Origin of the sequence: Rhizobium sp. WSM4643 (assembly GCF_025152745.1) — a bacterium.
Classification (GTDB): Bacteria; Pseudomonadota; Alphaproteobacteria; order Rhizobiales; family Rhizobiaceae; genus Rhizobium; species Rhizobium leguminosarum_I.
Genome location: NZ_CP104041.1, coordinates 114,740 through 140,506, shown reverse-complemented (window position 1 = coordinate 140,506; position 25,767 = coordinate 114,740). Strand labels below are relative to the sequence as shown.

Genomic DNA, 25,767 nt, shown 5'->3' with positions numbered 1-25,767 from the left:
CGGTCTTCGTTCAATGCAGAGACTTCAGAATGTCGCGACCGCTTCGGAAGCACATGGCGGCCAGCGTCAACGTGACGTTGGCCGTGCCGATCGTCGGCATGCTGCCACCGCCCACGAGATAGAGGTTTTCGTGGTCCCAGCTGCGCTGGTTCTTGTCCACGACGGAATTGGTCTTCGTTGTTCCCATGATATGGGTGCCGGCCAGATGATTGCCGCCGCGGATCGCATAGCCTTGCCCCTCATAGGCCACATAGCCGAAATCACTGGGGTTGTATTGGGTATGATCCTGCGCGCCCAGACGCGCAAAGACGGTGCGCGCAAACTGGCGGCCATAGGCGGCACCCTTCATGGTATATTCCGGAACCGTGAAGGACAGGATGGGCCGCATGTTGCCCAGAGCATCGGTATATTGCGGATCCACCGCGATGCGGTTGCTTTCGAGGGGCATGACCTCGATCATGAATGCGAGCAGCAACTGCCGCGAAACCTGGTCGATCATGCCGTGCCGAAGATCCGCCCCGTAGAGGTTGCGATCATCCACCAGTTCGAGAAGGTCGGAGGTCGGCGCACCCGTGGCCCAACCCCAGCCGTCGTTATGGATATCGATGGCGAAGGCGGCCTGCCTTTCCCGGAAAGGGCCGTCCCGCAGGTCCACGATACCGCCCGTCGAACTGGTGCCGCGCATCGTGCCGCAGATTTCCGGCATCAGCGCCCAGTTCAGCAGATAGGCGTGGTCCATCAGATTGCGTCCGACAAGACCGCTGGTGCTACGCAGGCCGGAGGCCAGCATCAGACGCGCCGTTTCGATGGCGCCTGCCGCAAGCACGAAAACCTTGCCCTTCACGGTGATGGTCTCGTGGGCCGGTGAGGCCGGGTCTTTGTAAATCTTGACCTCGAGAGAGCGGACTTTCCCGCTATCCGGATCGATGTTGACCTTCGATGCGACCGCCTGCGGCAACAGTTCGACGAGCTGCTCGCCCCTTTTCCCGTTTACCGCGAACGCTTTGGCAAGCGTTTTGCCGGAGTGGTAGCGCGCTTGCACGGGACAGAGCGGTACGCAGTTGGTGTTGCCCTGGCAGCGACCGCCCTCTTCGACCTGATGCGTATCGACCGCGCCGATTGGACGGTAGCCCTTCCCACCGTCATAGGCCGGGTTTGGTATGCTGTTGCGCCCCTGCGGATAGGGCCTGACCTTCAGGGGATAGGTCTTGTCGTAAAGTTCGACACTGGTGCCTTCGATGCCTTTGTTGACCTGCTGATCCAGATAGGAAAGCGGCAGGCCGCGCATGGGATAGACATAGTCGCCCGGGAAGGTCTGCCCCAGATATTGCTGATCTTCGACATTGGCCGATACGCCGATTTCCCGCTCGGCCAAGCGGTAATCATCCTCGATTTCCTCAAAGCTCAGCGGCCAGTCCAGCCCTTGGCCGAAAATGGTGCGCGTCTTGAAATCCGAGCGAAGCAGGCGGGGCGTTTTCGCCTCCCAGTGCATGGTCGTTCCGCCGAAAATACGGGTATATGTCGTATCGCTGACATAAGGGCCGGATTGAACGATATAGCTCGAGCTATCGGTTTCCCCCGCCTGCAGCTTGCGAAGCTGCGGGCTGCGGGGTATGGCCGCGTTCGCATTCAGCGGAAAGGGCGACTGGTTGTCCTTGGAGGCTGCCGAATAGAAAGTCGTCAGCAGATTGTCATAGCCTGCCAGAGTGCTGTTGGCTCCGGTTCCGGCTTCAAGGATAAGGACGCGCTTGCCCGCTTCCGCAGCCTGCTTGGCAATGATTGCTCCGGAAATGCCGCTGCCGACGATCACGATATCGTATTCGTCAGACGCTGCGACGGTTTCGGCATCGGCTTTTATCGCGGATTCGAGGGGAAAAAGCACTTTGGTCCTCCATTATTCCCGGAAAGCCGCATCAGGCTTTACGGATCATGCGGTTCTGGACTCAATCGAGATTTCAAGCCGTCCGGCCTGAATCGTCATGATTTCGCGACGCGGGCGTTTCGGGGTTTGAACTTGGCGGCCGGGGCGGCGGCGGAGCGGGCTCTGACTGCCGAGAGAAAAGAGGCGTAACTCCAGGTCAGATTCCGGACGCTTTTCTCATAGCCAACGGTTCCGTCGAACTGTTCGCTCAGTTCATAGTGATCGCTGTGATAGACGATGGCGCGCAGCATGGCGTCAGACGAAGCCCGCAAGGCAGTTGACGCGTCGGCGGCGCTGCTGGATGCGCCAAGTCCCAGTTCCACGAAGAAGGGTTCGGAGAACTGATCGAGGGGGATGGCGCCGCTGGCCTCGATGGCATTGGCAAGCCGATATTGAAACTCGGCGAAGTTGGCGGTGCACAGAGCCCAGGGATGCCCGCCGACCACCGGAGCCGCCACATCGCCATCGTAATGGTCGCCTGGATAGCGCCCGAAGAGTGGTCCGAGCCCTTTGGCCGCGTCGGCGCCATTGATCGGGTAATAGTTCGAAGACGAAGGATCGGCCCACTGGCGCCGCAGGATGGCCGCTGTTGCCAGAAGCTTGGTATCGGTCGGCTCGATCCCGCCATAGCAGACCGAAGAAACGATATCGATGTTCGCGTCGTAACCGGCTTGCCCGGCGGCATCCAGAATGCTCACATAGAGCTGCCCGTTCCAGTGGGTGGCCAGCTCGCTTTCCAGCCAGGAGATGGCATAGGCCACTCCGGCAGGCACGGCAATACCGATCGTGTTTGCGGAAATTTCCCGGAAAAAGCGCAGCTGTACGCCTCTTGCGAAAAAGGAATAGCCCTCATATTCCTCCCAGAGATTTGTGGTCTTGTTCTGGTAAACTTCGAGAAGATAAGAGAGGTTGGTCTCGACCAATTGTTTGGCGATCGTCTGCGTGGCGCCATCCAGCTGATCGAACAAGGTCAGGATCGCAATCGACTGGATGGCCGGCCCGTCATTCTGCTCCGACCACGGACGAACATCGCCGGTGATGGTGAAGCAGGCGTGGCCAAGTGTGACGGTCGCGGAATTCTTCGCATTCGCCTGGCAGAGCGCGGCGAAGTTCACGTAGTCGACCAGGCTCGGCAAAACCCCGCCAGGAATGGGCAGCAAGCCGGCAAGTGCGATCTCGATGGCCGTAATGGCCCCGTCGCGGACCCAGTTGAAAACATAGTCCTGGTCGACACCCGGCGTGTTCGCTGGATAGGAGGGTGCGGCAATGACGCAACCCGGGGCCGAAAAGACACCGGGCGATGCCGGATCCTCGATGACATAGCCATCGCTTGTGATGTTGCGCATCATCAGAAGAGAAAAATAGCGCGACAACGCGACCAGGTCGGTCTGCGCGAAGGCAGGCCGCGGTTTGACGGTGGGCGCGTTGGCACCGATATGGGCCGGGTTCGCACCTGTCATTGACTGACTCCAAAGCGCAACTGTCATTGACTGACTCCAAAATCGGTTGAGACTTGCTGGGACCAGATCGAGAAAATATTCCAGGCCCGGATGGGAAAAATATGCGGCCGAATGGGTGGCGATGCGTTTTTCGATAATTTCCGTGCAGCGTATTTCACGTCAAAAGCCGGCGCCAACGACCCTTCTGCGTTGAGAGTGAAAACAACGTCTCTGCGGCGGCGAGGGCAGGGCGGGCTGCCGCCCTGTTGTTCAGCCGTTGAAGCTTCAACTAGAAAGATCGTCGAAGATCCGTATTTTATCAACCTAAAGGTGTTGATCTCAGGGCAAAAAATCTCGCAGAATTGCGCCTGGCGTTACGGGTGCTCCGGAGGTATGGATTCAACCAGCCCAGCGAGATTGGACCGTGTTGCCGCAGACCGGTTGCGCAACGCCAGAACCATTTGCAATTCCGTGGCGGAGATCGCGCTGTTCCTATGCCAGTCCATGGTGCCTCGCCCGAGCAGCAGCCAGTCGAGGGAGACATCCAGCAGGTCGGCGAGCGCGCAGGCGCTTTCCAGCGAGGTATGACCGCCGTTCTGCCAGCGTGAGACGGCGGCGACCGACACGTCTAGTTCGGCCGCGAGGGCGTGAACTTTCCGGAACTTGCCCCGGGATATCGCCTCTCGAATACGTTTGCCGCGTGCCATGTCGTGGGTCATCAAGAATCCTCCCATTGGTTGCGCAAAATTGGCAATTGCCAAGAGCCTTCGTTCAACGAACTTCAGAAATTTCTTATGAAAGGTGTAGGCGAAGCGAAGCACTGGTCAACCTGGTGAAATATCCAGATTGCTCCCGGTCGGCTTCTTGTTGTGAAACGTCAGCACATCAGGAGGGACGGATATGTTGCGGATACTCACCAAAGACATGCTCGAGACCGATCGACGTGCTTTCGATGAAATGTTTCGGGCTCGCGCCGCCGTTTTTCGCGATCGGCTGGGATGGCAGGTCGATGTCCGGGACCAGTGGGAGAGGGACCGATACGATGAGGCCGAAGATCCCGTTTATCTCGTCACGCAACGACCTTCTGGCGCACTGACAGGTTCGCTGCGCCTGCTGCCGACCACGGGAGCGACGATGCTCAAAAGCGAGTTCAGGCATTTCTTCGATCAGCCTATCGACGTCGACAGCCCGACGACCTGGGAATGTACCCGCTTTTGCGTTCACCCGTTTGCCGGACACATGGAGCAATCGCGCACAGTCGCCACGGAGCTTCTCTCAGGGCTTTGCGATCTTGCGCTCGACACCGGTATCGAAAGCATCGTCGGCGTCTATGATGGCGCGATGGTCGGGGTGTATCGCAGGATCGGCTGGCGGCCGACGCCGCTTGCCCGATCACTGCCCGAGATCGGCAAACTGTATGTCGGCCTGTGGGACGTGACTGCAGACAATTGTCGGACACTTCGGACCAACCTGTCCCGACTTCTGGAGCAAGCCTCTTCCTGTCCTGGCAGAGCCCATGTCGATGGCGGCATGCGGTAAACGCAGTCGCTGTCTCTCCGCCGAACAGTGAGGTCGGCCCCGCCAGCTCTTTAACCTGTTCTTCATATCGCGCCATGGTTGATATAAATTATGCTGTTCTCGGCAGCCGTGAAATGTTACCACTGCGAGCAGCCAGGACATCACACAACCACGAGTCCATCTCATGCTGAGCAGTTCTCGTTTTTTCTACAGTCTGGACCGGATCTCCGCATCGCCGACATTGGGGGACCTGGAAACGACTCTGGACGAAGTCCGCCACATCTATGCGATATCGCACATGGTTCTGCATGTGACCCGCTCCTCGGGCACGGCGACCAACAATCCATTGCTGATGCTGACCTACCCGCCCGAGTGGGTGAAGCAGTATCTTGCCCGGGATTACTTCAGTATCGATCCCGTCGTACGCCTCGGCCGGCGCGGCTTCCTGCCCGTGGAATGGTCCGCATCAAAATGGGATTCAGGCCAGGCATATGGCTTCTTCAAGGAGGCGATGGCCTTCGGTATCGGCCGGCAAGGCGTTACCCTGCCGGTGCGGGGACCTCACGGGGAGCGATCGTTGTTTACGGTGACCTCCAACCATCCCGACGCCTACTGGCGACAGTTCCGCATGGACAGCATGCGCGACCTCCAGTTTCTCGCCCACCATCTCCATGACAGGGCGATGGTCCTGTCGGGTATGAGAAAAATTGTTGATTTTCCGCAATTGTCGCGCCGCGAGCTGCAATGTCTTGAAATGACGGCCAATGGCTTGCTGGCGAAGCAGATTTGCGCGCGGTTGTCCATTTCGACAAGCGCGGTGCAGCTCTATCTCGCGTCGGCGCGGCGGAAGTTGACCGTCGCCACGACGAGTGAAGCGGTCGCCAAGGCCACGGCACTCGAATTGATATAGGTTTGATAATCGCGTTTCAGCGCCTGCCCCTCGTGCGCGTCGCCAGAACATTGCGGATCGAGAAGCTGGAATGAATCCTGAGAACGCCGGGTAACGTCGACAGTATCTCTTTGTGGATCCGCTCGAACTCGCCGGCATTGGCGACCTCCACGCGCAGCAGGTAGTCCGAACCGCCCGTCATCAGAAAACATTCCCGGATCTCGGGATGCCGGCGAACCGCCGCCTCGAGCCGGTCGAGATAGTCCTCCGTTTGTCGTTCGAGGGTGATGTTGATGATCACAGCGATCATCTCATCCGCATTGCCGGTGTCTACCAGCACCGTATAGCCGCGGATCACGCCTGATTTTTCCATGATCTTGATGCGCCTGAGACAGGCCGATGGCGAGAGACCGATCTCGGCGGCGAGCTTGGCGTTGCTCATGCGGGCATCGAGGCGCAGCAGTCTCAGGATATGGCGATCGATCGCGTCGAGAGCAGGCATGATGAATCATTCCAATCTTTTATCGATTATGCGGATATGCGGCGCATTGCGCAATAATCGACTACTAAATGATCGGCAATTTCGCTCGTTATTTCATAAACTGCCTGAGGTCGAAAAGGGGTGAACATGGATAGCGATATTTTGGTTTCCCGCACACGCACTGCCACGACGATGCAGGGAGCCACGGGCTATCTGACGATCGATCTTGCTGCGCTTGGACGTAACTATCGCAAGCTCGTATCGATGCTGGCACCGGTCCGCGCGGCGGCCGTCGTCAAGGCCGATGCCTATGGTCTCGGCGCCGAGCGGGTCGGAAGAACGCTTTACAGTGAAGGTTGCAGGCATTTCTTCGTCGCCCAGTTTGTCGAGGCCGTGAGGCTCCGGCCGACCCTTGCACACGACGCCCAGATTTTCGTGCTGAACGGATTGCAGCCGGGCAATGAGATCGCCTGCGCCGAGATGGGCATCGTCCCGGTTCTCAATTCGCTGGCGCAGTGGCGGCAGTGGTCAGCGGCTGCGCGCATTCTGAAGCGCTGCCTGCCGGCGGTCCTGCAATTCGACACCGGCATGTCGCGGCTCGGTTTTCCCGAGGAGGAAAGGGCGGAACTGGCGGCAGCGCTTGGCGACAGCACCAATGTCGAAATCCTGTTTATCATGAGCCATCTGGCTTCGGCCGATGACATGGACAGCGAGCAGAACGGCGAGCAGTTTGTCGAGATGTCGCGCATCGCCGACGAGTTTCCGGGCCTTGATATATCCTTCGCCAATTCCGGCGGCGTTTTCCTGGGTGACGCCTACCACGGCGTGCTCGCTCGTCCCGGCATCGCGCTTTATGGCGGCGCTCCGAACGCCGGCGAGAAGAACCCGATGGAGCCGGTCGTCAGCCTTGATGTCGCCGTCGTGCAGACGCGCACCGTGCCGGCGGGGACGAAAGTCGGTTATGGCGGCGCGCATGTCACACAACGGGAAACACGTCTCGCCACCATTGCCGCCGGCTATGCCGATGGCCTGCCGCGGAGCCTCAGCGACCGCGGCGCCGTCTATTTCAAGGGCATTCGCCTGCCGATCGTCGGCCGCGTGTCGATGGACAGCGCGACCGTCGACATATCAGCACTGCCCGAAGGGGCGCTGACCTTCGGCAGTCTCGTCGAAGTGCTTGGCCGCCATCAGACGCTCGAAGACATTGCGCGCGACGCCGGCACCATTTCATACGAAATCCTAACCGGCCTGGGCGATCGTTATGACAGGCAATATCGCTAAGAGCCGGCGGCTCCATCATTGGGAACATCATGAAGGTCATCGTTCTAGGAGCCGGCATCGTCGGCGTCACATCCGCTTATCAGCTGGCCAAATCAGGCCATGAGGTCACGGTCGTCGACCGGCAGCCGGGTCCGGCGCTGGAGACGAGCTTTGCCAATGCCGGCGAAGTCTCCTTCGGCTATTGCTCGCCATGGGCCGCGCCCGGCATTCCCATGAAGGCCATGAAATGGCTGTTCATGAAGCACGCGCCGCTCATCCTGCGCCCGAAACTCGACATGGCCATGCTCTCCTGGATGGCCAGGATGCTGTCGAACTGCACGTCCGAGCGCTACGCGATTAACAAGAGCCGCATGCTGCGCCTTGCAGATTACAGCCGCATCGCACTGGCCGATCTTCGCGCCGAGACCGGCATTGCCTATGACGAACGCATGCAGGGCACCCTGCAGCTGTTCCGCACTGAGCAGCAGCTCGATGCCTCGCCAAAGGATGTCAAGGCGCTGGCTGCCGACGGCATTCCCTATGAGGTGCTGGACCGGGACGGCTGCATCCGCTTCGAACCAGCACTGAAGCATGTGCGCGACAAGATTGTCGGCGGTCTGTTGACGCCGAAGGACGAAACCGGCGATTGCTTCAAGTTCACCAATGCGCTGGCAGCCAAAGCCGAGGCGCTCGGCGTCCGTTTCGCTTACGGGACGACGATCAAGGCGCTGGATGTCGAGGCCGGCCGCGTGCGTGGGATCATCACCGATCGTGAGCGAATGAGCGCGGAGGCGGTGGTGGTCGCGCTCGGCAGCTATTCGCCGCTGCTGCTCAAGCCGCTCGGCATCCGGCTGCCGGTCTATCCTGTCAAGGGCTATTCGCTCACCATCCCGATCACCGATGCGTCACGCGCGCCGGAATCGACCGTCATGGACGAGACCTACAAGATCGCGATCACCCGGCTCGGCGACCGAATCCGGGTCGGCGGCATGGCTGAAATATCAGGCTATACCAATGATCTCGGCCTGGCCCGCCGCAGCACGCTGGAACATTCGGTCACCGATCTCTTCCCCGGCGGCGATATTTCCAGGGCCTCCTTCTGGTCGGGCCTGCGGCCGATGACGCCCGATGGCACGCCGGTCATCGGTGCGACCAAGGTCGCCGGTCTCTTTCTCAATACCGGTCACGGCACGCTCGGCTGGACCATGAGCACCGGTTCGGCCAGGCTCATCAGCGATCTCGTCAGCGGCGGACAGCCGGAAATCGATGTTACGGATCTCGCAATCAGCCGCTACGGCTGAAACTACCCTCGCAACGCAAGAGATGAACATGATTGCGCAAATCCATTATCATACATCGTCTTTCGAGGTCACGAATGTCCGTTAGTTCTCATATACATAACGATGGCAGCCTCGCCCGACAGCTGGCGGTGCAGAGCATGTTGTTTCGCGAAACGGCGCATAGCGGAACGGACCCAGATGAGCTGTCGGAAATATTGTCGACGCCAAACTCCCCGATCAAGGTTGCGGCGGAAGGCAATATGCCGATTGCATACGACTGCAATTTCGTCTCCGTGGGAGAAGAGGTAACGGTAGCCGACTGCACCTACGAAGGCACAATCCTGATCAGGCGGGAGGCGCCCAGCGACAGGATGATCGTTTTCCTGCCGGTGGAAGGAACCGCGTCTTTCGAGGGCATGCGGGAGCAAATCTATTCGGTTCCAGCCCGTGGTACCATTCTGGAGGCAGGTCGCGCCGCCGGTGCCCGCCTGTTTGGGCCGCGCCGTCATTTCGGCCTGTTCGTCGATCAGGCGAAGATCGTCAGTCACCTCACGCATATGTTTGAGAGAACGATCAGCGGCGACATCGATTTTCATCCGCACATCGATCTGGCGAGCGGCCCGGGGCTTGTATTGCAGCAAATTGTTTCGAGCCTGCATCGCGGTCTCAGCGGCAACGGACCGCTGCAACGGGCCCCGTTGGCCGCCAGCCTACTCTGTGACGCGGCGATCTATCTGCTTCTGGAATCCTGCCCCAATCGTTATTCCAACGAGCTTGCGCTTCCTGCTCCTGGGCCGGCTCCGCGCCATGTGAAATGGGCCATCGACTTCATGCAGGAACACATCGCCGAGCCGATTTCGCTCAACGACATTGCGATGGCAGCCAAGGTCAGCGTTCGGACCTTGCAACAGGGCTTCCGGCAGTTCAGGGAGACGACCCCGATGTCCTACCTGCAGGACCTTCGGATGGCTGCCGCCCATCGCGATTTGCTCGAATCCGACGCGAGACAGGCCATCGCCGAAGTCGCGCTGAGATGGGGCTTTACGCATCCGGGGCGATTTGCGGCCGAATACAGGAAGCGTTTCGGCCTACTGCCGTCACAGACCTCGAAGCGCTGAGCTCCATCTCGCTGCGCCGGGTGGTTCCGTCGGGCGATGGACCAGACATCCGATCGCCGACGGAAGCTGCACTCGCTATACCGCGCGCTTCAGAGCATCGCCGAGGATCGAAACGATCGTGTCGATCTGGGTTTTCTCGATAATGAGCGGCGGGGAGAGGGCGATAATGTCGCCGGTCACCCGGATCAGCAGGCCCTTGTTGAAGCAGTCAACGAAGATTTCGTAGGCGCGGGTCCCCGGCGCGCCGTCACGAGGAGCCAGTTCGACAGCGCCGACCAGTCCGAGATTGCGGATGTCGACGACATGAGGCAGGCCTTTCAGCGAATGGAGCGCCTCCTGCCAATCCTCGGCCAAATCGGCCGCGCGGGTCAACAGGCCTTCTTCCTCGTAGATCTCCAGCGTAGCGAGCCCGGCGGCGCAGGCGACCGGATGGCCGGAATAGGTGTAGCCATGGAAGAGTTCAATCGCGTTTTCCGGTCCGACCATCAGGCCGTCATAGACCTTCCGGCTGGCAAAGACCGCGCCCATCGGGATCGCGCCGTTGGTGATGCCTTTTGCCGTAGTGATCAGGTCGGGGACGACGCCGAAATAATCGGTCGCAAAAGGAGTACCGAGACGCCCGAAGCCGGTGATGACCTCGTCGAAGATCAGCAGAATGCCGTGCTTGTCGGCGGTTGCCCGCAGTTTCTCCAAATAGCCTTTCGGCGGCAGGACCACGCCGGCCGATCCCGACATCGGCTCGACGATAACCGCGGCGATTGTTTCGGCGCCGTGCAGTTGCACCAGGCGCTCGAGGTCGCCAGCCAGTTCGACGCCGTGTTGGGGAAGGCCCTTTGAAAACGCATTGCGCTCGACGTCGAGCGTGTGGCGCATGTGGTCGGCTGGTATTTGCGGGAAGACCCGCCTGTTGTTGACGAGACCGCCGACGGAAATGCCGCCGAACCCGACGCCATGATATCCCTTCTCGCGCCCGATGATCCGCGTGCGGGTGCCTTGGCCGATCGCCCGCTGATAGGCGATGGCGATCTTGAGCGCCGTATCGACCGATTCCGAGCCCGAGCCGGTGAAGAAGATCCTGTCGAGCTTGGCGTCAGGACCGCCCGGCGCGATCGCAGCCAATTTCGCAGCGAAGTCGAAGGCGATCGGATGCCCCATCTGGAAGGTCGGCGCAAAGTCCAGGGTTGCAAGCTGTCGCTCGACGGCATGGGCGATCTTCCTGCGGCCGTGGCCGGCATTGCAGCACCAGAGGCCGGCCGTGCCATCAAGCACCTGATGTCCATCGACGTCGGTGTAGTACATTCCCTCCGCGGCTGCCAGAAGGCGCGGCGTCGCCTTGAACTGCCGGTTCGCGGTGAACGGCATCCAGAAATTTTCGAGTACGGGCGCGTTCGTCTTGCTGAGCTGGTCCATCCTGGCCTCCTTTGGGGTGGCGCCGAGAATGGCAATTTCTCCCTTTCAAACAAGTCCTTTTCTTTGTCGGTACAAGCTATTGAAATTAAACAGATGCAAAGGTATATTTTTGGCTATTCTGGACAACGCAAACGAACCGTATCATGTCAGTCGACATCGGCAGCCGCCTTCGCCATCTCCGCATCGCCCATAAGCTTTCCCAGCGTGAGCTCGCCAAGCGCACCGGCGTGCCCAATTCGACGATCTCGCTAATTGAATCGAACGCCTCCAACCCGTCGGTCGGGGCCTTGAAGCGAATCCTGGACGGCATCCCCATCGGTCTGGCGGAGTTCTTCGCCTTCGAGCCCGAGCGTCCCAGGAAGGCCTTCTATGCGGCCGAGGAGCTGGTGGAGATCGGCAAGGGCGCCATCTCCTACAGGCAGGTCGGGGAAAACCTGTTCGGGCGCAGCCTGCAAATTCTCAAGGAATGCTACCAGCCGGGCGCCGACACCGGAAAGGTTCCCCTTGTTCACGAGGGGGAGGAGGGCGGGATCGTGCTCTCGGGAAGGCTCGAGGTGACGGTCGATGACGAGCGGCGTATCCTTGGCGCGGGCGATGCCTACTATTTCGAAAGCCGACGCCCGCACCGCTTCCGCTGCGTCGGACCGGTGCCCTGCGAGGTCATCAGCGCCTGTACGCCGCCGACTTTCTAAAGCGCGTCGCGATCTTTCAGATTCGCTCCTCGCGCTTTAGGTCTTTGTTTACGCATGTCGTTATCGCAAAACCGCTGCACACTTTTGCGCGACATGCTTTAGTTCCTGCCCTCGATCCGGGCAAGCACGCCATCGAGTGCAGCGGCCAGCGCGGCAACGCCGCCTTTCTTCTCGAAATCTGAAAGAACCTGCTCGTTCAGTCCGCCTTTGGTCGCGAATTCGCGGCTCAGCACGCTGAACGGTTCGTTGCCGGGGCGGTTCGCTTTCTGCGCGAGGCTTGCAAAGAGCGGGGCAATGTAGGCCTGTGCCTTCGCCTTTTCGAGGCCGCTTCTTTCCAGCCAGACGGCAACCTGCTCCATGATGCCGAAATAGGTCGACATCATGGAGCTCGCTGCCGCGAGAAGATCATATTCCTTCCTCGACTGGCATTGGACAGCCGTTCCGAGCGTATCGAAAAGCGCTGCGACAGTGGTATCAGGCGGATAGACGGCGGTGACGCCTTGCCGGCCTGCGACGAAGGGCAGGGGGATCGCCTGCACCAGATGCACGTCGGCGCCGATCCATTCGGAGAGTGCTTGGCGCTCCGTCGCCGCAATCAGGCTGATGACCATTTGGCCGTTCTTGAACGATAGCGCGCGCACGACCTCCTCAGCGACCTGCGGCCTTATTGCCAGGAACACCATGTTGCTGCGCTCGACGACGTCCTGGTTGTCCTTGGCAATCCTGGCAGCGGCAAATTCGTCGGCCAGTGTCGCGGCGATGTGAGCGCTTCGTGGAGATAGGTGAATCTCGGAGACATAGGCCGGTTCGGCCAGAAGGCCGCGAACCATGGCCTCGGTAATTGCGCCGGTTCCGACGAAGCCGATACTGTCTATTTTCATTTGATTACTCCGCAGCCCGCAGCGGGCCTAACGCGACATCCGTCGTATAGTTCTCGCGCATGAAGTTGATGAAATTGTCCTGGAACTGGCGCGTATGGGCGTGGGCGAGTTCGTCGGCGAGTTCCACGTTCTTGTCCCTGACCGCATTGAGCATGAGCGTGTGCTCGTCGGTCAGCAGATAGCCCTCGTGCGTTCGCTCCAGATATTCGAAATGCAGATGGAGCATGCGCTGCCCCTGCGACAGCAGCTTCTCGTAGAACGAGGCCAGGTACTGGTTTTTTCCGGCATGGGCGATTGCCATGTGGAATTCCTTGTTGGCTTCCGACATCGCCAGGTGATTGCCTGTTTTGACCGCCGCCTCGAACGACTTCAGCCGCTTGGCGATGATCTTCAGGTCAGCCTCGGTTCTGAGCGCGGCGGCAAGCCGCGTATTCATCCGCTGCGCGATGTCGAGCGCCTCCACATATTTGGGAAACGTCGCCACTTCGATCGGCGCTACGATCGTGCTCCGGTTCGAGAGCGTGACGACCAACTCGTCGGCGCCGAGCCGGATCAGGGCTTCGCGCACCGGCGAGCGCGACATGTCGAAGCGTTCGGCAAGCGTCATCTCATCGAGAAGCTGACCGGGCGGTAGAGCGAGCGACAGGATCTCGTTGCGGAGCGTCTCGTAGACGCTTTTCCAGCCGGTCCCGCGGATTCGTTTCACTTCCGATTCATCAGACACTTAGGTCCCTTTCTCTCGACGCGGGTCCCATTGGGCCAGAAAAGCCGCGTGTCGGCAATGTAATTTTTCCGCTTGACTTTGTCGACACGCTGTTGACATATCTTTCTCAGTCGACACGAAGCCGACAAGAAAATAACAGAAACGGCGACAGCCGACGAGTGGAACCGCGCGCTTCGCGCACAGCAAAAGAGGAATGCCGATGCTTTCGAAGTTGATAACGTCCGCCTTGCGGGCGCTGCCCGTGCTCGCCCTGATCGGAGGTCTTTCCGCCACCGCCGCACAGGCTGAGACCGCTGAGGGATATTGGCAGGGTGTGCAGAAGGCGGGCGTATTGCGCTGCGGCGCAGCCGTTGCCCCACCCTATGTCATGCGCGATCCGGCGACCGGAGAATATTCCGGCTTCTTCGCTGATCTCTGCAAGGAATTTGCCGATGTTCTGAAGGTGAAGCCAGAATTCGTCGATACGACCTGGGACAACATCGTTGCCGGTCTGCAGGCCGGAAAATGGGATCTGTCGCTGGCGCTGAACCGGACGCCGGCCCGCGCCATGGCCGTGCAGTTCTCGATCCCGGCGATGGAGTACCAGATCTCGCTCGCCTATAACAAAAACAATCCGAAAATTGCAGCCGGCGCCGCTTCGGTCGCCGATATCGACAAGGCGGGCGTGACGCTCGCTGTCATGTCTGGCACGGCGCAGGACAAGGCAATTTCCGCGGCGGTGAAGAACGCCACGGTCATGCGCCTTCCCGGTAACGACGAGACCCGCCTGGCGGTCACCTCGAAGCGCGCCGACATCCTGGTCGACGCCTCCGACACCAACCAGCTCTTCACCCAGTCGAACCCGGAATGGGCAGTGGCGCTCAACCCGACGCCGGCCCTCGCCAAGCAGGGGGTCGCTTTCGGTCTGCCGCACAATCTTTCGGCTGCTGACGTCGAGGTGGTCGATATCTTCCTCGAAGAGAAGGTCGCGACCGGCCACGTCGACGAGCTGATCAAGAAGGCGGTCGACGACGTGCTCAAGGGCGCAAAGTAATCTCACCGGCCGGTGCGAGGTTCGCGCCGGCCCTTCCAGCTTCGATCATCGGAGATTGGCATGACCACGTCCTTCAGCCTTCCCCTCGTGAAAATGCAGGCGCTTCACAAAAGCTACGGCAACGGCGCCGTACAGGTGCTGAAAGGCATCGATATCGAAATGAAGCCCGGCGAACGCGTCGTCGTCATTGGTCCGAGCGGCGGCGGCAAGAGCACGTTGCTGAGGGTGATGATGGGGCTGGAGCAGATCGACAGCGGGTCGGTCAGTTTCGATGGGAAACCCTATATTTCTTCCGAAAGCGCGGGCAGGAAGACCCAGATCGACACCAATGTCCGCCGTTCGATCGGCATGGTCTTTCAGCACTACACGCTGTTTCCGCACCTGAACGTCATACAGAATCTGGTTCTCGCTCCCTGCAAGGTGCGTGGAGAAGCCAAGGCAAAGGCTACGGCCCGAGCCCGGGCGCTGCTCGAGCGGTTCGGCCTCGGCGCCAAATCCAATGCCTATCCGGCCCAGCTTTCCGGCGGCCAGAAGCAGCGTGTCGCCATCGCCCGCGCGCTGATGCTCGACCCGAAGCTGATGCTGTTCGACGAGGTCACCTCGGCGCTGGACCCGGAACTCGTCAGCGAGGTGGAGCATGTCATCCTGCAGCTCGCCGCCCAGGACATGCCGATGATGATCGTGACGCATGACATGTGGTTCGCCAAGAACATCGCCTCGCGCGTCATCTTCTGCGCTGGCGGCGTGGTCGTCGAGGACGGCCCTCCCGAGCAGGTGCTCGGCGCCCCCCGCGAGGAGCGGACGAAGGAATTCATCGACCGCGTCTTTCATATCAAGCAGTAGGCCATATCAAGCGGCAAGGAGGGCATGGTGAACTACACGTTCGACTTCAACGCAGTATCCATCGCTCCGCTTCTGCAGGGGCTGTGGGTTTCGCTCGAACTGACGGCTGCGGCAAACGTCATCGGCATCGTCTTCGGCTTCGCGCTCGCCCTTCTGATCATGAGCCCCTACCGCGCCGTGCGGCTGCCGTTCATGCTGTTCGTCGAATTCTTCCGCTGCACGCCGGCCATCGTTCAGATCGTCTGGATATTCTACTGCGTGCCGATGCTGTTCGACGTCTTCCTCGATCCGGTGACGATGGGCATCCTGGCACTTGGGCTCAATCTGATGGCGTTCAACGCCGAGGCCTACCGGGCGTCCATCCAGGCGGTTCCGCGCGAACAGCTCGACGCCGGTATCGCGCTCGGTCTCAATCCGCTGCAGCGGGTGCTCTACATCGTCTTCCCGACGGCATTCCGCGCGTCGATCCCGGTGCTTCTGACCAACGGTATCGTCATCTTCCAGCAGAGCGCGCTGGTCGCGATCGTGGCGATCCAGGACCTGATGTACCAAGGCAAAACGCTGGCCACCGAGACCTACCGCCCGATCGAAACCTTTACGGTCGTCGCTCTCATCTATTTCGCCGTGTCCTTCCCGATAACCCAGATCGTCGGCCTGCTCGAACGCCGCCGCCAGATCCTTGTCAGCTAGGAGGCCAGAATGACGCTCGACTTCTCCATCCTGCTGCGTTTCGAACACGCACTTCTGCTCGGCTTGTGGATGACGCTCAAGCTGACGGTCATCTGCATCGCGCTCGGATGCACCCTCGGCTTTCTCGTCGGTCTCCTCAGGACGTCGCGCAACCTCGCACTTCGTGCGATCTCCAGCATATATGTCGAATTCTTCCGCGGCACGCCGGTGCTTATCCAGCTCTTCTGGATCTTCTTCTGCCTGCCGCTGCTGCTCGGCGTCGAGCTCTCGAACCTGGCGTCGGGTGTCATCGCGCTGACGCTCTATATGGGGGCGATCACCAGCGAAACCTTCCGGGCAAGCCTCAAGTCCATCGGCCGGGAACAGCTGGACGCCTGCGTCGCTCTCGGTCTGCCGCGCAGGAGCCAGGTGATGAACGTCGTGCTGCCGCAGGCCGTGCTGCGCGCAATCCCGACGCTGCTGTCCAACTGCGTCAGCCTCTTCAAGGAGAGCGCCCTGGTCTCCGCCGTCGGCATGGCGGACCTGATGTTCGTCGGCCAGAACATCTCCAACAACACGGCTCGTCCCGTCGAAGTGCTGACGGTCGTCGCCCTCATTTACTTCGCGATCGCCTTTCCTCTGACGCGGGCCGTCTCGCTCGTGGAAGGCCGGATCCTGAAGAAGCTCGCAATCTGAAGATAGTCGTTCCCAGACAGGAGAATTCCCCATGAAACTTTCCGGCGTCATGCCCGCGCTCATCACTCCCTTCGACACGAACAACAAGATCGACTTCAAGGCGTTCGAAAAGCACCTGACGGCACTGCGTGCGGCCGGCGTCACGGGCTGGGTGCCGATGGGTTCGACCGGCGAATACTTCTCCCTCTCGAACGAGGAGCGCGACGAGGTGCTGAAGTTCGTCAAGGACTTCGCCAATGACGGCGAGATCCTGATCGCCGGCACCAACGCGCCTGCCACCCGCGAGGTGATCGAGAACACGGCGCGCGCCAGGGAGATCGGCTATGACACCGTTCTGCTCGCCACACCCTTCTACACGCGTCCGACGCAGGACGAACTGCTCGCACACTACCGTGCCGTGCTCGACGCCACTGATGTCAATCTCATCCTCTACAACTATCCCCCGAAGGACGGCATCGAGATCTCCTTCGACCTGATGGATGCGCTCGCCGGCGATCCGCGAGTGATCGGCATCAAGGAGAGCTCGGGCGTTCTGCAGCGCGCCGTCGACATCCATTCGCGCTACAAGGGCCGTATCGACCTCGTCTCGGGTTCCGACGATATCGCCCTCGACTTCATGTTCTGGGGCGCAGATTCCTGGATCTGCGGTCCGGCCAACTGCATGGCGAAAGCGTGCTGCGACCTCGACCGGACGTTCCGTTCCGGCGACCTCGAAAAGGCCCGCGAGATGATGACGGTTCTCTACAGGGCGCTGAACATCCTCGAGAGCGGCAAGTTCGTCCAGAAGATCAAATATGGCTGCGAGCTCCAGGGCACGCCGGTCGGCACCTGCCGCGCGCCGCTCGGCGAGTTGACGGCGGAGGAGAAGGCCGAATTCAAGGCGGCGATACAGCCGATCCTCAACTGGTAACAGACCTCGACTGGTAACAGCTATGGGGCGGCCAAACCGCCCCGAAACCACTGAAATTGCGAGGTTCGCCGTGTCATCCATCGTGGTCGTCGGCGCCGGCATTATCGGCACCACAATCGCCTATGAACTGCAGCGCCGGGGACAGACCGTCACCTTGCTCGACAAGGCGGCGCCGGGCCGCGGCGCTTCCTATGGCAACATGGCGAGCATCGCCGTCACCGAATTCATGCCGGCCTCGCGTCCCGGCATCTGGGCGCAGATGCCGAAATGGCTGCTCCATCCGGAGGGTCCGGTCCGCATCCGCCCCGGCTATCTGCCGAAACTGGTGCCCTGGTTCCTGCGGTTCCTGGCTGCAAGCCGTCCTTCGAAGCTGCGGGAACTGGAGGCGGCCGGCGCCATGCTGTGCCGGCGCGTCCACGAAGACCTGGACGCGCTCCTGAAGAAGACCGGCTTGACACACATGCTGACTGCTGAGGGATGTCTCAGTCTCTATGCCGATGACGCCGAGTTCAAGGCGGATCTGGAGCATATGGAAGTCCTGGAGCACTTCGGCTTCAGGCACGAAATCCTTGGCGGCAACGCCATCCGGGACATCGAGCCTGTTTTGACGACGAAGATCGGCAAGGCGGTCCTCTTTCCCGACAACCGGTCGATTACCGATCCCTACAGGCTTGTCGTCGCCCTGTCCGAGAGGTTCGAAGCGCTCGGCGGCGGGATCACCGAAGGTGACGTCGTCGATTTCGAGCAAGGCGCCGCCGGCGTCTCAGCGCTTCGGTTGGCGGACGGGCGCACCATTGCGGCGGACAAGGTGGTGCTTGCGGCCGGTGCCTTCACCGCCCGGCTTTCTGCCTTGCTGCGGGAACATATCCCGCTCGAAACCGAACGCGGCTACCACACGCAGATCATGGAGCCCGGCATCTCGATGCGCCATTCGATCATCTGGCCGGCGCGCGCCTTCATGGTCACCCCGACGGCAGGCGGCATCCGCGTCGGCGGCACGGTCGAGATGGCCGGTCTCGACGCGCCGCCGGACTATCGGCGCGCGAAGATCCTGGTGAAGAGGGCTCAGGAGGCATTGCCTAGCCTGAAGGTCCGGCAGGCGACGGAGTGGATGGGGCATCGCCCAGCACTGCCCGACACCGTGCCGGTCATGGGGCCTTCCGCCAAGCGCCGCAACGTATGGTACGCAACCGGCCACGGACATCTCGGCCTCACCTATGCGGCGACGACCGGCCGGCTGATGGCCGATCTCATCACGGACGTCGAACCGACCGTGGATATGAAACCCTATCGCGTCGACCGTTTCTGAGAGTGGCGTCGGCGCAAGGCCAAGGGAGTGACTATGCGAAGCGAACTCTACATTGATGGGCAATGGGTGAAACCGGCCAAGGGCGGAACCTGCGAGGTGATCAACCCGGCGACCGAAGAGGTGATACACAGGATCGCCGCCGCAACGGCCGAAGACGTCGACCTCGCCGTGAAGGCCGCGCGCCGCGCCTTCGATAGGGATGGATGGCCGAAGCTGACGGGGGCCCAACGCGCCGGATATCTCCGCGCCATCGCGGACGGTATCCGCGCCCGTCAGGCCGAGATTGCGCGCCTCGAAGTGCTCGACAACGGCAAGCCGTTTCCGGAGGCCGACTGGGATGTCGCCGATGCGGCGGGCTGCTTCGATTTCTATGCGGGGCTGGCCGAACAGCTCGACAACAACCCCGAGGAGGTGATCGCGCTTCCCGATCAGCGCTTCACCTCCAAGGCGGTGCGTGAGCCGATCGGGGTGGCCGGCGCGATCATTCCCTGGAACTATCCGCTGCTGATGGCGGCATGGAAGGTTGCCCCGGCGCTCGCCGCCGGCTGCACCGTGGTGCTGAAGCCCGCCGAATTGACATCGCTGACGGCGCTTGAGTTGGCGGCGGTTGCCGACGAAGCCGGACTGCCTGCCGGCGTTCTCAATATCGTAACCGGCGCCGGCTCGATCGCCGGGCAGGCGATCATCGATCACAGGCAGGTCGATAAGCTCGCCTTTACCGGCTCCGGACCGGTCGGCTCGAAAATCATGGCTGCGGCTGCCCGCGACATTAAGCCCGTCAGCCTGGAGCTCGGCGGCAAGTCGCCCTTCGTCGTCTTCGAGGACGCCGATATCGACAAGGCCGTCGAGTGGATCATGTTCGGCATCTTCTGGAATCAGGGCCAGGTCTGCTCGGCCACCTCCCGCGTTCTCGTGCACGAGGCAATCTATGGCCGTCTGCTCGAACGGCTGGTCGAAGAGACGAACAGGATCAAGATCGGCAATGGTCTGGACGAGGGAACCCTTCTCGGCCCGCTCGTCTCGAAACGCCAATATGACCAGGTCGTCGCGGCGATCGAAGGCGCCCGGAAGGCCGGCGCCACCGTCGCCTGCGGCGGCACGCGTCCGGAAGGATTCGACAGGGGGTTCTATCTCAGGCCGACGGTGCTGGCCGACGTGCCGCTCGACAGCGACGCATGGAAGGAGGAGATATTCGGGCCCGTGGTCTGCGTGCGCGCCTTCAAGACCGAAGAGGAAGCAGTGGAGCTCGCAAACGACTCGCGCTTCGGCCTGGCCGCGGCTGTGATGTCGAAGGACGATGCTCGCGCTGAGCGAGTTGCCGCCGCCTTCCGCGCCGGGATCGTCTGGATCAACTGCTCGCAACCGACGTTCACCGAAGCGCCCTGGGGCGGCTACAAGGAATCCGGCATCGGCCGAGAACTCGGACGCTGGGGCCTCGACAACTATCTCGAGACCAAGCAGATCACCCGCTTCACCAGCGAGGACCCCTGGGGCTGGTACATCAAACGGGAGGCGGCCAAGTGAACTGGAACCGGACCCTGGAACTCTTACAGGTCCACTGCCAGGGCGAGATCGGCAAGGTCATCGTGGCAGGAGCGCCTGAGATACCCGGTGCGTCGATGCTCGACAAAATGAACCACATCAACACGGTCGACGACAGTCTGCGCCGCTTCGTGACTTTCGAGCCGCGCGCCAACGTCGCCATGTCGGTGAACCTGCTGATCGCCCCGACACGCAGCGATGCGGATGCCGGCTTCGTCGTCCTCCAGGCCGATCGCGCCCACCCGATGTCCGGAAGCAACTGCATCTGCGTGGTCACCGCACTTCTGGAGAGCGGGCGGGTGCCGATGTCGGAACCGGAGACGGTCGTCCGTCTCGACACGCCCGCCGGTCTCATCGTCGCACGCGCCGTCTGCCGTGACGGCCAGTGCCTGTCCGTCAGCCTCGACAATGTGCCGAGCTTCGCCGAAGCGCTGGACAAGGAGATGGAGACGCCGAAATGGGGTCGCATCAAGATCGACGTCGCCTTCGGCGGCGTCTATTACGCGCTCGTTGATGTCGAGCAGATCGGTCTCGATATTGCACCTGCCAATGCCCGGCTGCTCGCAGAAGCCGGTATCGAGCTCAAGTCGCTCCTCGCCCGGCAGGTCTCGGTCGCCCATCCCGTCCTCAGCGGTATCGACGAGATCGCGTATGTGATGTTTCGTGGACAGGAGGCCGACGGCGCGGTGCGAACCTGCACGACACTGCAGCCCGGCCGGGTCGACCGATCGCCCTGTGGGACGGGCAGCTCGGCGAACCTTGCTGTGCTCCACGCCCGCGGAGAAGTCTCGGTCGGAGACCGCAGGACGTCGCGGTCGATCATCGGCGGCGAATTCTTGGCGGAGGCGATCGGAGAGACCAAGGTGGGCGGCCGCCGCGCCGTGCTGCCGCGAATAACCGGCCGGGCCTATGTCTACGGTCGCGAACAGCTCCGCTTGTCCGACGACGATCCCTTCACGGCGGGATTTGCGCTGTCCGACACCTGGGGTCCCCAGGTCGGTTTGCTGGATTAGGAGCCGGCATGTCAACCTGGATTCGATGTTCCATCTCTGCCGCGCGGCCCTCCCGCACATGATCGGCGCCGGTGGCGGCGCGATCGTCAATACCGCCTCGCAATGGGGGCCTCTACCCTGCGCCGAACCACATCGCCTATAACACGACGAAAGCGGCGGTCGCCGCGTTCACCCAGAACCTCGCCCGCGACTATGCGCCCGACAAGGTCCGGATCAATGCCGTCTGCCCCGGCGAAATCCATGCTCCGATGCTCGAATCCGGTGTTGCGCACACTGGGCGGACGATCGCCGATCGCGACAAACTCGTCCCCTACGGCCGTATCGGCAGGCCGGAGGAGGTGGCAGCGCTCGTTGCGTTCCTTGCATCGAATGAAGCGGCCTTCATGTGCGGCTCGCTGGTGGAAATCACCGGCGCGCAAGCCGTGGCTTGAAAGCGCGGGTCGAGCTCAGTGACGGCATGCCGGAAGCGCCATCCTGCTTTGGTTTCGGATTTCATCCGTCTACAAGGTGAGAAGGCTGCGAACGATCTCCGGCTTATTTGTAAGTGATCTTGTCGCCGACCCTCGGGCGATTGAAGTAATGGCGATCGAAGCTGTAGCCATTCTGCCCGGTGAAGTTTGAAAAGAACGCCGAGACCGGCGTCGTCAATGTGTACTGCACCCGGGTCAGCACGACCTGCACGCCGTCATCCTGGATCTCCGAAGGGACCTCGATCGTGCTCGCGGAGCCGGAGTTCAGTGCCGAGGTGTTGAGCGCTGCGGACCAGTTGACGGTCGCGCTGCCGCTCGTGGCGATATCGTCCACCGCCAGCGTGATCGTCAGCCCATTCGTCTCATAGGGCTGCAGGATGAAGCTGGCGCCGGAGAGGAGCTTGGCGACATCGGACTTCGTCCAGGAGCCCTGCTGTGAAATCATGTCGCCTGTGGAAGCGGCGATCTCATCTATCTTTCGGCTGACCGTCAGCGCATGGCCGAGATCGACGGTGCCGAACAGGAGCATCACCAGGATCGGTAACACGAGCGCGAATTCCACGCCCGAAGCCGCCGACCGGTCGCGCATGAGATGACGGGCGAGGGATCGGGCAAAGCGGAAAAAGGACTGGCTCCATCTCATCATGTCAGAAAGGCTCGTTGCGGAACAGAACGGAAGAGCCGAGCAGGTAGCGGCCGTCCGAAAGCTTGGCGCTCGACAGGCTGAAGAAATTGACGACGGCGGTCCATGGCAGGAACGTCTGAACCAGGATGTAGTCGCTGCCCTTGCCGATATCATAGGTCTCGGTGACCGTGAGATTGCCGCTGTCGTCGATGGGATCGCCGCTGGCGGCGGACGAGAGGTCCGAGAGCACGTTCACCTTGACCAGGAGATCGCTGGAGCAGCTGAACGAGAGAAGCATGTCGTTGCAAATCCTGGCCTTGAAATCGGCCAGCGTGATCTTGGAGGATGCAACCTCGCCGGTGCGGATCATCCGGGAGATCTTGTGCACCGAAGCGTCCAGCGCCGAGTTGACGAAGAACATCAGCGACACTTCGATAATGCCGAAGATCATGATGAAGAGCGGCAGAGCCAGGATCGCAAATTCGATCGCAGCGACCCCTTTGCGATCGCCAAGCAGGCGGTGCAACGATGCGAAGCGTTTCCCTGGCCTCATTGGGTCAGCCGGACGGATGCGAGATATTGGGTGAACAGCGCCGACAGGCCTGCGGTGATCTCGGCTGACGACGATGCTGATATGAACAGGCTCTTGGAAGATGCGCAGTCGGAAAGCGCATAGGGGATGTAATCCCGTCTCGTGATGCTGGTCGACACGCCACTTTGCATGGTGCCACCATAAGTGCCTTTCCAGTTGGCGCTGGCCATGGTCGAACCGACGGTAGCGTTGTAGCCCCAATCCGAGGTGAGCGGCAGGTATTCGGTATAGAGAACCGCCATGGTGGCAGACTGGTTTTTGACGTAGGCGCACCAGTCCGGATTAAGCGGCGCCACTTTGTTCCAATACGCCCCGGATATCGCCTGCCCGTTTTTCCAGGTCACCTTGTCGGTCACCCATTCGCGCTGCGACTGGACGCCATCCGTCAGCAGGAGAACCAGCTTGAGCGGCGAGTTCGAGGTGGTCCCGTCTCCGCCGGTGCCGACTTTCTGCTTGAGCGTCGCAAGCGACACGTCAAAATAGGTGGCTGCCTTCGAGGTCGCGCTGGTGAGGCCGTAGCTTGCGTCCGCGAGGCGATTGCGCGCCGTGTCCGTGCTGAGCGTCGGGGCCAGAACTTCCGAAAGGGTATCGCCGAGGCTATATAATCCGACCTTGATGCGTTGATGATTGCTGTCGGACGTATCGATCAAGGCGAGCACGTCCTTGACGGCGTCGCCGGCGACATCGGCGCGCAGCTTTATGTTCGTGGCCTTGCTGTATTCGTAATTGTTGGCGTATTTCGTCTTGCCGACAGTGTGCGCATCACCCGTATGGCAGGCGAACTGGCATCCGATGCCGGAATACATGGTCGACTGGCCGGCCGTCGTTGCCGCCAGAAGCATCGACGGGGATGTGTCGATGACGATATAGACGTTGAGGTAGGAGGTGGCCGGCCCCTTGACGGCGCTTGCCACGCTGACGGGAACGGTGTCGATGTTGGCGATCTTCATCAGCGTCGTCGGAACCGTGCCGCCGGCCGTCGCCGTGATCTTATGGTTTGATGTATCGATGTCGATGTCGCCAAGCGCATAGCTGTTTTCCACCTGCGCATGGAACCAGTCGGAAACCTTTTGCTTGAGAGCGACGGTGTCGTCGGTATCGATCTCTTTGACTGCAGCGATCAGCGCCGTGTCGAGGTCGCTCTGCATCCTCTGCCGGACATTGTAGGTCCTGATGTAGTCAAAACTCGCGCCGACTGCGACGATCATCGGCACCAGGGTGAGCGCAACGACGATCGCAACATTGCCGCCTCTGTCTCTTCCGAGACCGCGAAGAGCTTTGAAGATCCGAGCAAGTGAATGTGAAAGACCCGAGCGCAAGAAACCACCGTCACATAAGTCATACTAATGTGCGAGAAGTATCCGAATTGCTTAAGTCTCTGTTAATTTTTGCATTTTCCGGCAGAACGCGGACTGTCGACGCATTGTTTCGTGCGCATATTGTATATGTCTGCGAATTATGGATAGTCGCGGCGTGACACATCATCTCTTTCATGCGACGGGGATCCGGATGTGTGAGTAAGCCGCAAGCGGGGATACGCCCGCGCCGATGCGCGACCTCTTCAGCGATTTCATTCGAAAGCCTGAGCTATCCAAGCAGATCAGCGTGCTGGCAGCAGGTTTTCTCTTTCTACTGCTATCGCGCGAAAGACAGGCCGACGAGGCCGGCGACCGAGACGCTTGAGGCCAGAGCATTTCTCCCGTCGATACTGCGAGTCATCATCGCGTGTCGTCGTGAAGGGCGGCAATGACGCGATCGGCCATGTAGGCACAACGGGCGCCATCGAACGGGAACAGCGCCGAGAATGCTCCGGAGAGCTTCCTTTCGATCGACTGGCGCATCATCTTGCGCGCCCGGTGCAGTCGGGTCTTGGCCGTTTCGGGTCTTATGCCGAGATAAGATGCGGCCTCCTCTGTGCTCATGCCCTCGACATCCCGCAGCACGAAGACGGCGCGAAAATCATCGGGGAGTTCGTCGACGGCGTTTTCGAGGAGATGCCGCGCCTGGCTTCTGGACAGCTCGGTTTCCGGGTCGGTTGCAGACAGAGAGGACGGAAACTGTAACACTTCGCCACCCGGCGCCGTCGTCTGCATGTCGATTTCCTCGAGCCCGGTGGTGTTCTTTCGGGCCCGCACACGGCCGAGCGCCTCGTTGAGCGTAATGCGGGTCAGCCACGTCGAGAGTTGCGCCTCGCCGCGGAATGCCGCGAGATTGGTGAAAGCCTTGGTGTAGGCCGCCTGGACGACATCTTCAGCTTCCCAATCATTGCGGATGACGGCGCGCGCGGTGCGGAACAGACGCTGATTGTGCCGCTGCACGATGGTTCGGATGGCGGACTCGTCGCCCATTTTCGCCAGCGGCACCAGATCGACGTCGGACAGTGTCGACGTCTGCGGCCGATGTTGCCCTGCCGGAACTGGAATGGCTGCCATGGAAATTCTCCGCCTGCTTA

25 protein-coding genes and 1 pseudogene are annotated in these 25,767 nt (G+C 61.0%); 15 read left to right on the top strand and 11 right to left on the bottom strand.

Features of this window, described 5'->3' with window-relative positions:
* Nucleotides 1–10 precede the first annotated feature (10 nt).
* From N1937_RS24565 to N1937_RS24555, 3 genes are all read right to left on the bottom strand, one after another.
* Nucleotides 11–1,882 (bottom strand): GMC oxidoreductase, encoded by a 1,872-nt coding sequence (locus N1937_RS24565; protein WP_260059586.1) that lies wholly within the window; start codon nucleotides 1,880–1,882, stop codon nucleotides 11–13.
* A 95-nt stretch (nucleotides 1,883–1,977) separates the two neighbouring features.
* Nucleotides 1,978–3,408, bottom strand: coding sequence for a glycoside hydrolase family 15 protein (locus N1937_RS24560; protein WP_260059585.1), 1,431 nt, complete (start codon nucleotides 3,406–3,408; stop codon nucleotides 1,978–1,980).
* A gap of 326 nt (nucleotides 3,409–3,734) precedes the next feature.
* Nucleotides 3,735–4,079 carry a helix-turn-helix domain-containing protein gene (locus tag N1937_RS24555; RefSeq protein WP_018245423.1) on the bottom strand — a complete coding sequence of 115 codons (345 nt, stop codon included), beginning with the start codon at nucleotides 4,077–4,079 and terminating at the stop codon, nucleotides 3,735–3,737.
* Nucleotides 4,080–4,260: 181 nt separating this feature from the next.
* On the opposite strand from N1937_RS24555, the gene N1937_RS24550 reads away from it, so the two are divergent.
* Together N1937_RS24550 and N1937_RS24545 are read left to right on the top strand one after the other, a co-directional pair.
* Nucleotides 4,261–4,899, top strand: a complete 639-nt coding sequence (locus N1937_RS24550; protein WP_222295851.1) for an acyl-homoserine-lactone synthase — start codon at nucleotides 4,261–4,263, stop codon at nucleotides 4,897–4,899.
* Between the two features lie 163 nt (nucleotides 4,900–5,062).
* A complete protein-coding gene (locus tag N1937_RS24545) occupies nucleotides 5,063–5,788 on the top strand; it encodes a helix-turn-helix transcriptional regulator (RefSeq protein WP_222295852.1) in 726 nt (241 codons plus the stop codon).
* Between the two features lie 16 nt (nucleotides 5,789–5,804).
* On the opposite strand, the gene N1937_RS24540 is transcribed toward N1937_RS24545, so the two are convergent.
* Nucleotides 5,805–6,269, bottom strand: coding sequence for an Lrp/AsnC family transcriptional regulator (locus N1937_RS24540; protein ID WP_260059581.1), 465 nt, complete (start codon nucleotides 6,267–6,269; stop codon nucleotides 5,805–5,807).
* Between the two features lie 126 nt (nucleotides 6,270–6,395).
* Between N1937_RS24540 and alr the strand changes: the two genes are divergently transcribed.
* From alr to N1937_RS24525, 3 genes are all read left to right on the top strand, one after another.
* Nucleotides 6,396–7,529, top strand: coding sequence for an alanine racemase (gene alr, locus N1937_RS24535; RefSeq protein WP_260059579.1), 1,134 nt, complete (start codon nucleotides 6,396–6,398; stop codon nucleotides 7,527–7,529).
* 29 nt (nucleotides 7,530–7,558) lie between these two features.
* Nucleotides 7,559–8,809, top strand: a complete 1,251-nt coding sequence (locus N1937_RS24530; protein ID WP_260059577.1) for a D-amino acid dehydrogenase — start codon at nucleotides 7,559–7,561, stop codon at nucleotides 8,807–8,809.
* Between the two features lie 74 nt (nucleotides 8,810–8,883).
* The gene (locus N1937_RS24525) at nucleotides 8,884–9,906 is read left to right on the top strand and encodes a helix-turn-helix transcriptional regulator (protein WP_260059699.1); all 1,023 of its coding nucleotides are present in this window, start codon (nucleotides 8,884–8,886) and stop codon (nucleotides 9,904–9,906) included.
* Nucleotides 9,907–9,981: 75 nt separating this feature from the next.
* On the opposite strand, the gene N1937_RS24520 is transcribed toward N1937_RS24525, so the two are convergent.
* Nucleotides 9,982–11,316 carry an aspartate aminotransferase family protein gene (locus N1937_RS24520; protein WP_260059576.1) on the bottom strand — a complete coding sequence of 445 codons (1,335 nt, stop codon included), beginning with the start codon at nucleotides 11,314–11,316 and terminating at the stop codon, nucleotides 9,982–9,984.
* Nucleotides 11,317–11,459: 143 nt separating this feature from the next.
* Here N1937_RS24520 and N1937_RS24515 point away from each other — a divergent pair, with 143 nt between their 5' ends.
* Nucleotides 11,460–12,008 carry a cupin domain-containing protein gene (locus N1937_RS24515; RefSeq protein ID WP_003550363.1) on the top strand — a complete coding sequence of 183 codons (549 nt, stop codon included), beginning with the start codon at nucleotides 11,460–11,462 and terminating at the stop codon, nucleotides 12,006–12,008.
* 98 nt (nucleotides 12,009–12,106) lie between these two features.
* On the opposite strand, the gene N1937_RS24510 is transcribed toward N1937_RS24515, so the two are convergent.
* Together N1937_RS24510 and N1937_RS24505 are read right to left on the bottom strand one after the other, a co-directional pair.
* Nucleotides 12,107–12,889, bottom strand: a complete 783-nt coding sequence (locus N1937_RS24510) for a pyrroline-5-carboxylate reductase (RefSeq protein ID WP_260059575.1) — start codon at nucleotides 12,887–12,889, stop codon at nucleotides 12,107–12,109.
* 4 nt (nucleotides 12,890–12,893) lie between these two features.
* Nucleotides 12,894–13,613 carry a GntR family transcriptional regulator gene (locus tag N1937_RS24505; RefSeq protein ID WP_027664541.1) on the bottom strand — a complete coding sequence of 240 codons (720 nt, stop codon included), beginning with the start codon at nucleotides 13,611–13,613 and terminating at the stop codon, nucleotides 12,894–12,896.
* Between the two features lie 199 nt (nucleotides 13,614–13,812).
* Here N1937_RS24505 and N1937_RS24500 point away from each other — a divergent pair, with 199 nt between their 5' ends.
* The 9 genes and pseudogenes from N1937_RS24500 to N1937_RS24460 form a co-directional block, all read left to right on the top strand.
* Nucleotides 13,813–14,646, top strand: a complete 834-nt coding sequence (locus N1937_RS24500) for a substrate-binding periplasmic protein (RefSeq protein WP_170255502.1) — start codon at nucleotides 13,813–13,815, stop codon at nucleotides 14,644–14,646.
* Between the two features lie 60 nt (nucleotides 14,647–14,706).
* The gene (locus N1937_RS24495) at nucleotides 14,707–15,489 is read left to right on the top strand and encodes an amino acid ABC transporter ATP-binding protein (protein ID WP_260059572.1); all 783 of its coding nucleotides are present in this window, start codon (nucleotides 14,707–14,709) and stop codon (nucleotides 15,487–15,489) included.
* A gap of 27 nt (nucleotides 15,490–15,516) precedes the next feature.
* Nucleotides 15,517–16,179, top strand: a complete 663-nt coding sequence (locus tag N1937_RS24490; protein WP_170259375.1) for an amino acid ABC transporter permease — start codon at nucleotides 15,517–15,519, stop codon at nucleotides 16,177–16,179.
* A 9-nt stretch (nucleotides 16,180–16,188) separates the two neighbouring features.
* Nucleotides 16,189–16,854, top strand: coding sequence for an amino acid ABC transporter permease (locus N1937_RS24485; protein ID WP_170255499.1), 666 nt, complete (start codon nucleotides 16,189–16,191; stop codon nucleotides 16,852–16,854).
* A gap of 31 nt (nucleotides 16,855–16,885) precedes the next feature.
* Nucleotides 16,886–17,764: a 4-hydroxy-tetrahydrodipicolinate synthase gene (dapA, locus tag N1937_RS24480; protein WP_260059569.1), complete on the top strand. Its 879-nt coding sequence runs from the start codon at nucleotides 16,886–16,888 to the stop codon at nucleotides 17,762–17,764.
* A gap of 22 nt (nucleotides 17,765–17,786) precedes the next feature.
* A complete protein-coding gene (locus tag N1937_RS24475) occupies nucleotides 17,787–19,073 on the top strand; it encodes an NAD(P)/FAD-dependent oxidoreductase (protein WP_260059568.1) in 1,287 nt (428 codons plus the stop codon).
* A gap of 33 nt (nucleotides 19,074–19,106) precedes the next feature.
* Nucleotides 19,107–20,597, top strand: a complete 1,491-nt coding sequence (locus N1937_RS24470) for an aldehyde dehydrogenase family protein (protein WP_260059567.1) — start codon at nucleotides 19,107–19,109, stop codon at nucleotides 20,595–20,597.
* Nucleotides 20,594–21,628, top strand: a complete 1,035-nt coding sequence (locus tag N1937_RS24465; RefSeq protein WP_260059566.1) for a proline racemase family protein — start codon at nucleotides 20,594–20,596, stop codon at nucleotides 21,626–21,628. The genes N1937_RS24470 and N1937_RS24465 overlap by 4 nt, the downstream gene beginning before the upstream one ends.
* A pseudogene (locus N1937_RS24460) lies at nucleotides 21,621–22,059 on the top strand (SDR family NAD(P)-dependent oxidoreductase); the annotation flags it as partial. The gene N1937_RS24465 and the pseudogene N1937_RS24460, both read left to right, overlap by 8 nt.
* Nucleotides 22,060–22,162: 103 nt before the next feature.
* On the opposite strand, the gene N1937_RS24455 reads toward N1937_RS24460, so the two are convergent.
* The 4 genes from N1937_RS24455 to N1937_RS24440 all read right to left on the bottom strand — a co-directional run bounded on the left by N1937_RS24455 (nucleotide 22,163) and on the right by N1937_RS24440 (nucleotide 25,747).
* Nucleotides 22,163–22,744 (bottom strand): TadE/TadG family type IV pilus assembly protein, encoded by a 582-nt coding sequence (locus N1937_RS24455; RefSeq protein WP_260059565.1) that lies wholly within the window; start codon nucleotides 22,742–22,744, stop codon nucleotides 22,163–22,165.
* 1 nt (nucleotide 22,745) lies between these two features.
* Complete coding sequence (locus N1937_RS24450; protein WP_170255494.1) at nucleotides 22,746–23,276, bottom strand: TadE/TadG family type IV pilus assembly protein; 531 nt, start codon at nucleotides 23,274–23,276, stop codon at nucleotides 22,746–22,748.
* A complete protein-coding gene (locus tag N1937_RS24445; RefSeq protein WP_170255493.1) occupies nucleotides 23,273–24,634 on the bottom strand; it encodes a TadE/TadG family type IV pilus assembly protein in 1,362 nt (453 codons plus the stop codon). The genes N1937_RS24450 and N1937_RS24445 overlap by 4 nt, the downstream gene beginning before the upstream one ends.
* Before the next feature lie 399 nt (nucleotides 24,635–25,033).
* A complete protein-coding gene (locus N1937_RS24440) occupies nucleotides 25,034–25,747 on the bottom strand; it encodes an RNA polymerase sigma factor (RefSeq protein ID WP_170255492.1) in 714 nt (237 codons plus the stop codon).
* Nucleotides 25,748–25,767 lie beyond the last annotated feature (20 nt).

Coding starts and splice junctions, on each gene's coding strand:
- N1937_RS24560 (WP_260059585.1), bottom strand. CDS start 3,408: ATGACAGTTGCGCTTTGGAGTCAGTCAATGACAGGTGCGAACCCGGCC.
- N1937_RS24555 (WP_018245423.1), bottom strand. CDS start 4,079: ATGACCCACGACATGGCACGCGGCAAACGTATTCGAGAGGCGATATCC.
- N1937_RS24550 (WP_222295851.1), top strand. CDS start 4,261: ATGTTGCGGATACTCACCAAAGACATGCTCGAGACCGATCGACGTGCT.
- N1937_RS24545 (WP_222295852.1), top strand. CDS start 5,063: ATGCTGAGCAGTTCTCGTTTTTTCTACAGTCTGGACCGGATCTCCGCA.
- N1937_RS24540 (WP_260059581.1), bottom strand. CDS start 6,269: ATGCCTGCTCTCGACGCGATCGATCGCCATATCCTGAGACTGCTGCGC.
- alr (WP_260059579.1), top strand. CDS start 6,396: ATGGATAGCGATATTTTGGTTTCCCGCACACGCACTGCCACGACGATG.
- N1937_RS24530 (WP_260059577.1), top strand. CDS start 7,559: ATGAAGGTCATCGTTCTAGGAGCCGGCATCGTCGGCGTCACATCCGCT.
- N1937_RS24525 (WP_260059699.1), top strand. CDS start 8,884: ATGTCCGTTAGTTCTCATATACATAACGATGGCAGCCTCGCCCGACAG.
- N1937_RS24520 (WP_260059576.1), bottom strand. CDS start 11,316: ATGGACCAGCTCAGCAAGACGAACGCGCCCGTACTCGAAAATTTCTGG.
- N1937_RS24515 (WP_003550363.1), top strand. CDS start 11,460: ATGTCAGTCGACATCGGCAGCCGCCTTCGCCATCTCCGCATCGCCCAT.
- N1937_RS24510 (WP_260059575.1), bottom strand. CDS start 12,889: ATGAAAATAGACAGTATCGGCTTCGTCGGAACCGGCGCAATTACCGAG.
- N1937_RS24500 (WP_170255502.1), top strand. CDS start 13,813: ATGCTTTCGAAGTTGATAACGTCCGCCTTGCGGGCGCTGCCCGTGCTC.
- N1937_RS24495 (WP_260059572.1), top strand. CDS start 14,707: ATGACCACGTCCTTCAGCCTTCCCCTCGTGAAAATGCAGGCGCTTCAC.
- N1937_RS24485 (WP_170255499.1), top strand. CDS start 16,189: ATGACGCTCGACTTCTCCATCCTGCTGCGTTTCGAACACGCACTTCTG.
- dapA (WP_260059569.1), top strand. CDS start 16,886: ATGAAACTTTCCGGCGTCATGCCCGCGCTCATCACTCCCTTCGACACG.
- N1937_RS24475 (WP_260059568.1), top strand. CDS start 17,787: ATGGGGCGGCCAAACCGCCCCGAAACCACTGAAATTGCGAGGTTCGCC.
- N1937_RS24470 (WP_260059567.1), top strand. CDS start 19,107: ATGCGAAGCGAACTCTACATTGATGGGCAATGGGTGAAACCGGCCAAG.
- N1937_RS24455 (WP_260059565.1), bottom strand. CDS start 22,744: ATGATGAGATGGAGCCAGTCCTTTTTCCGCTTTGCCCGATCCCTCGCC.
- N1937_RS24450 (WP_170255494.1), bottom strand. CDS start 23,276: ATGAGGCCAGGGAAACGCTTCGCATCGTTGCACCGCCTGCTTGGCGAT.
- N1937_RS24440 (WP_170255492.1), bottom strand. CDS start 25,747: ATGGCAGCCATTCCAGTTCCGGCAGGGCAACATCGGCCGCAGACGTCG.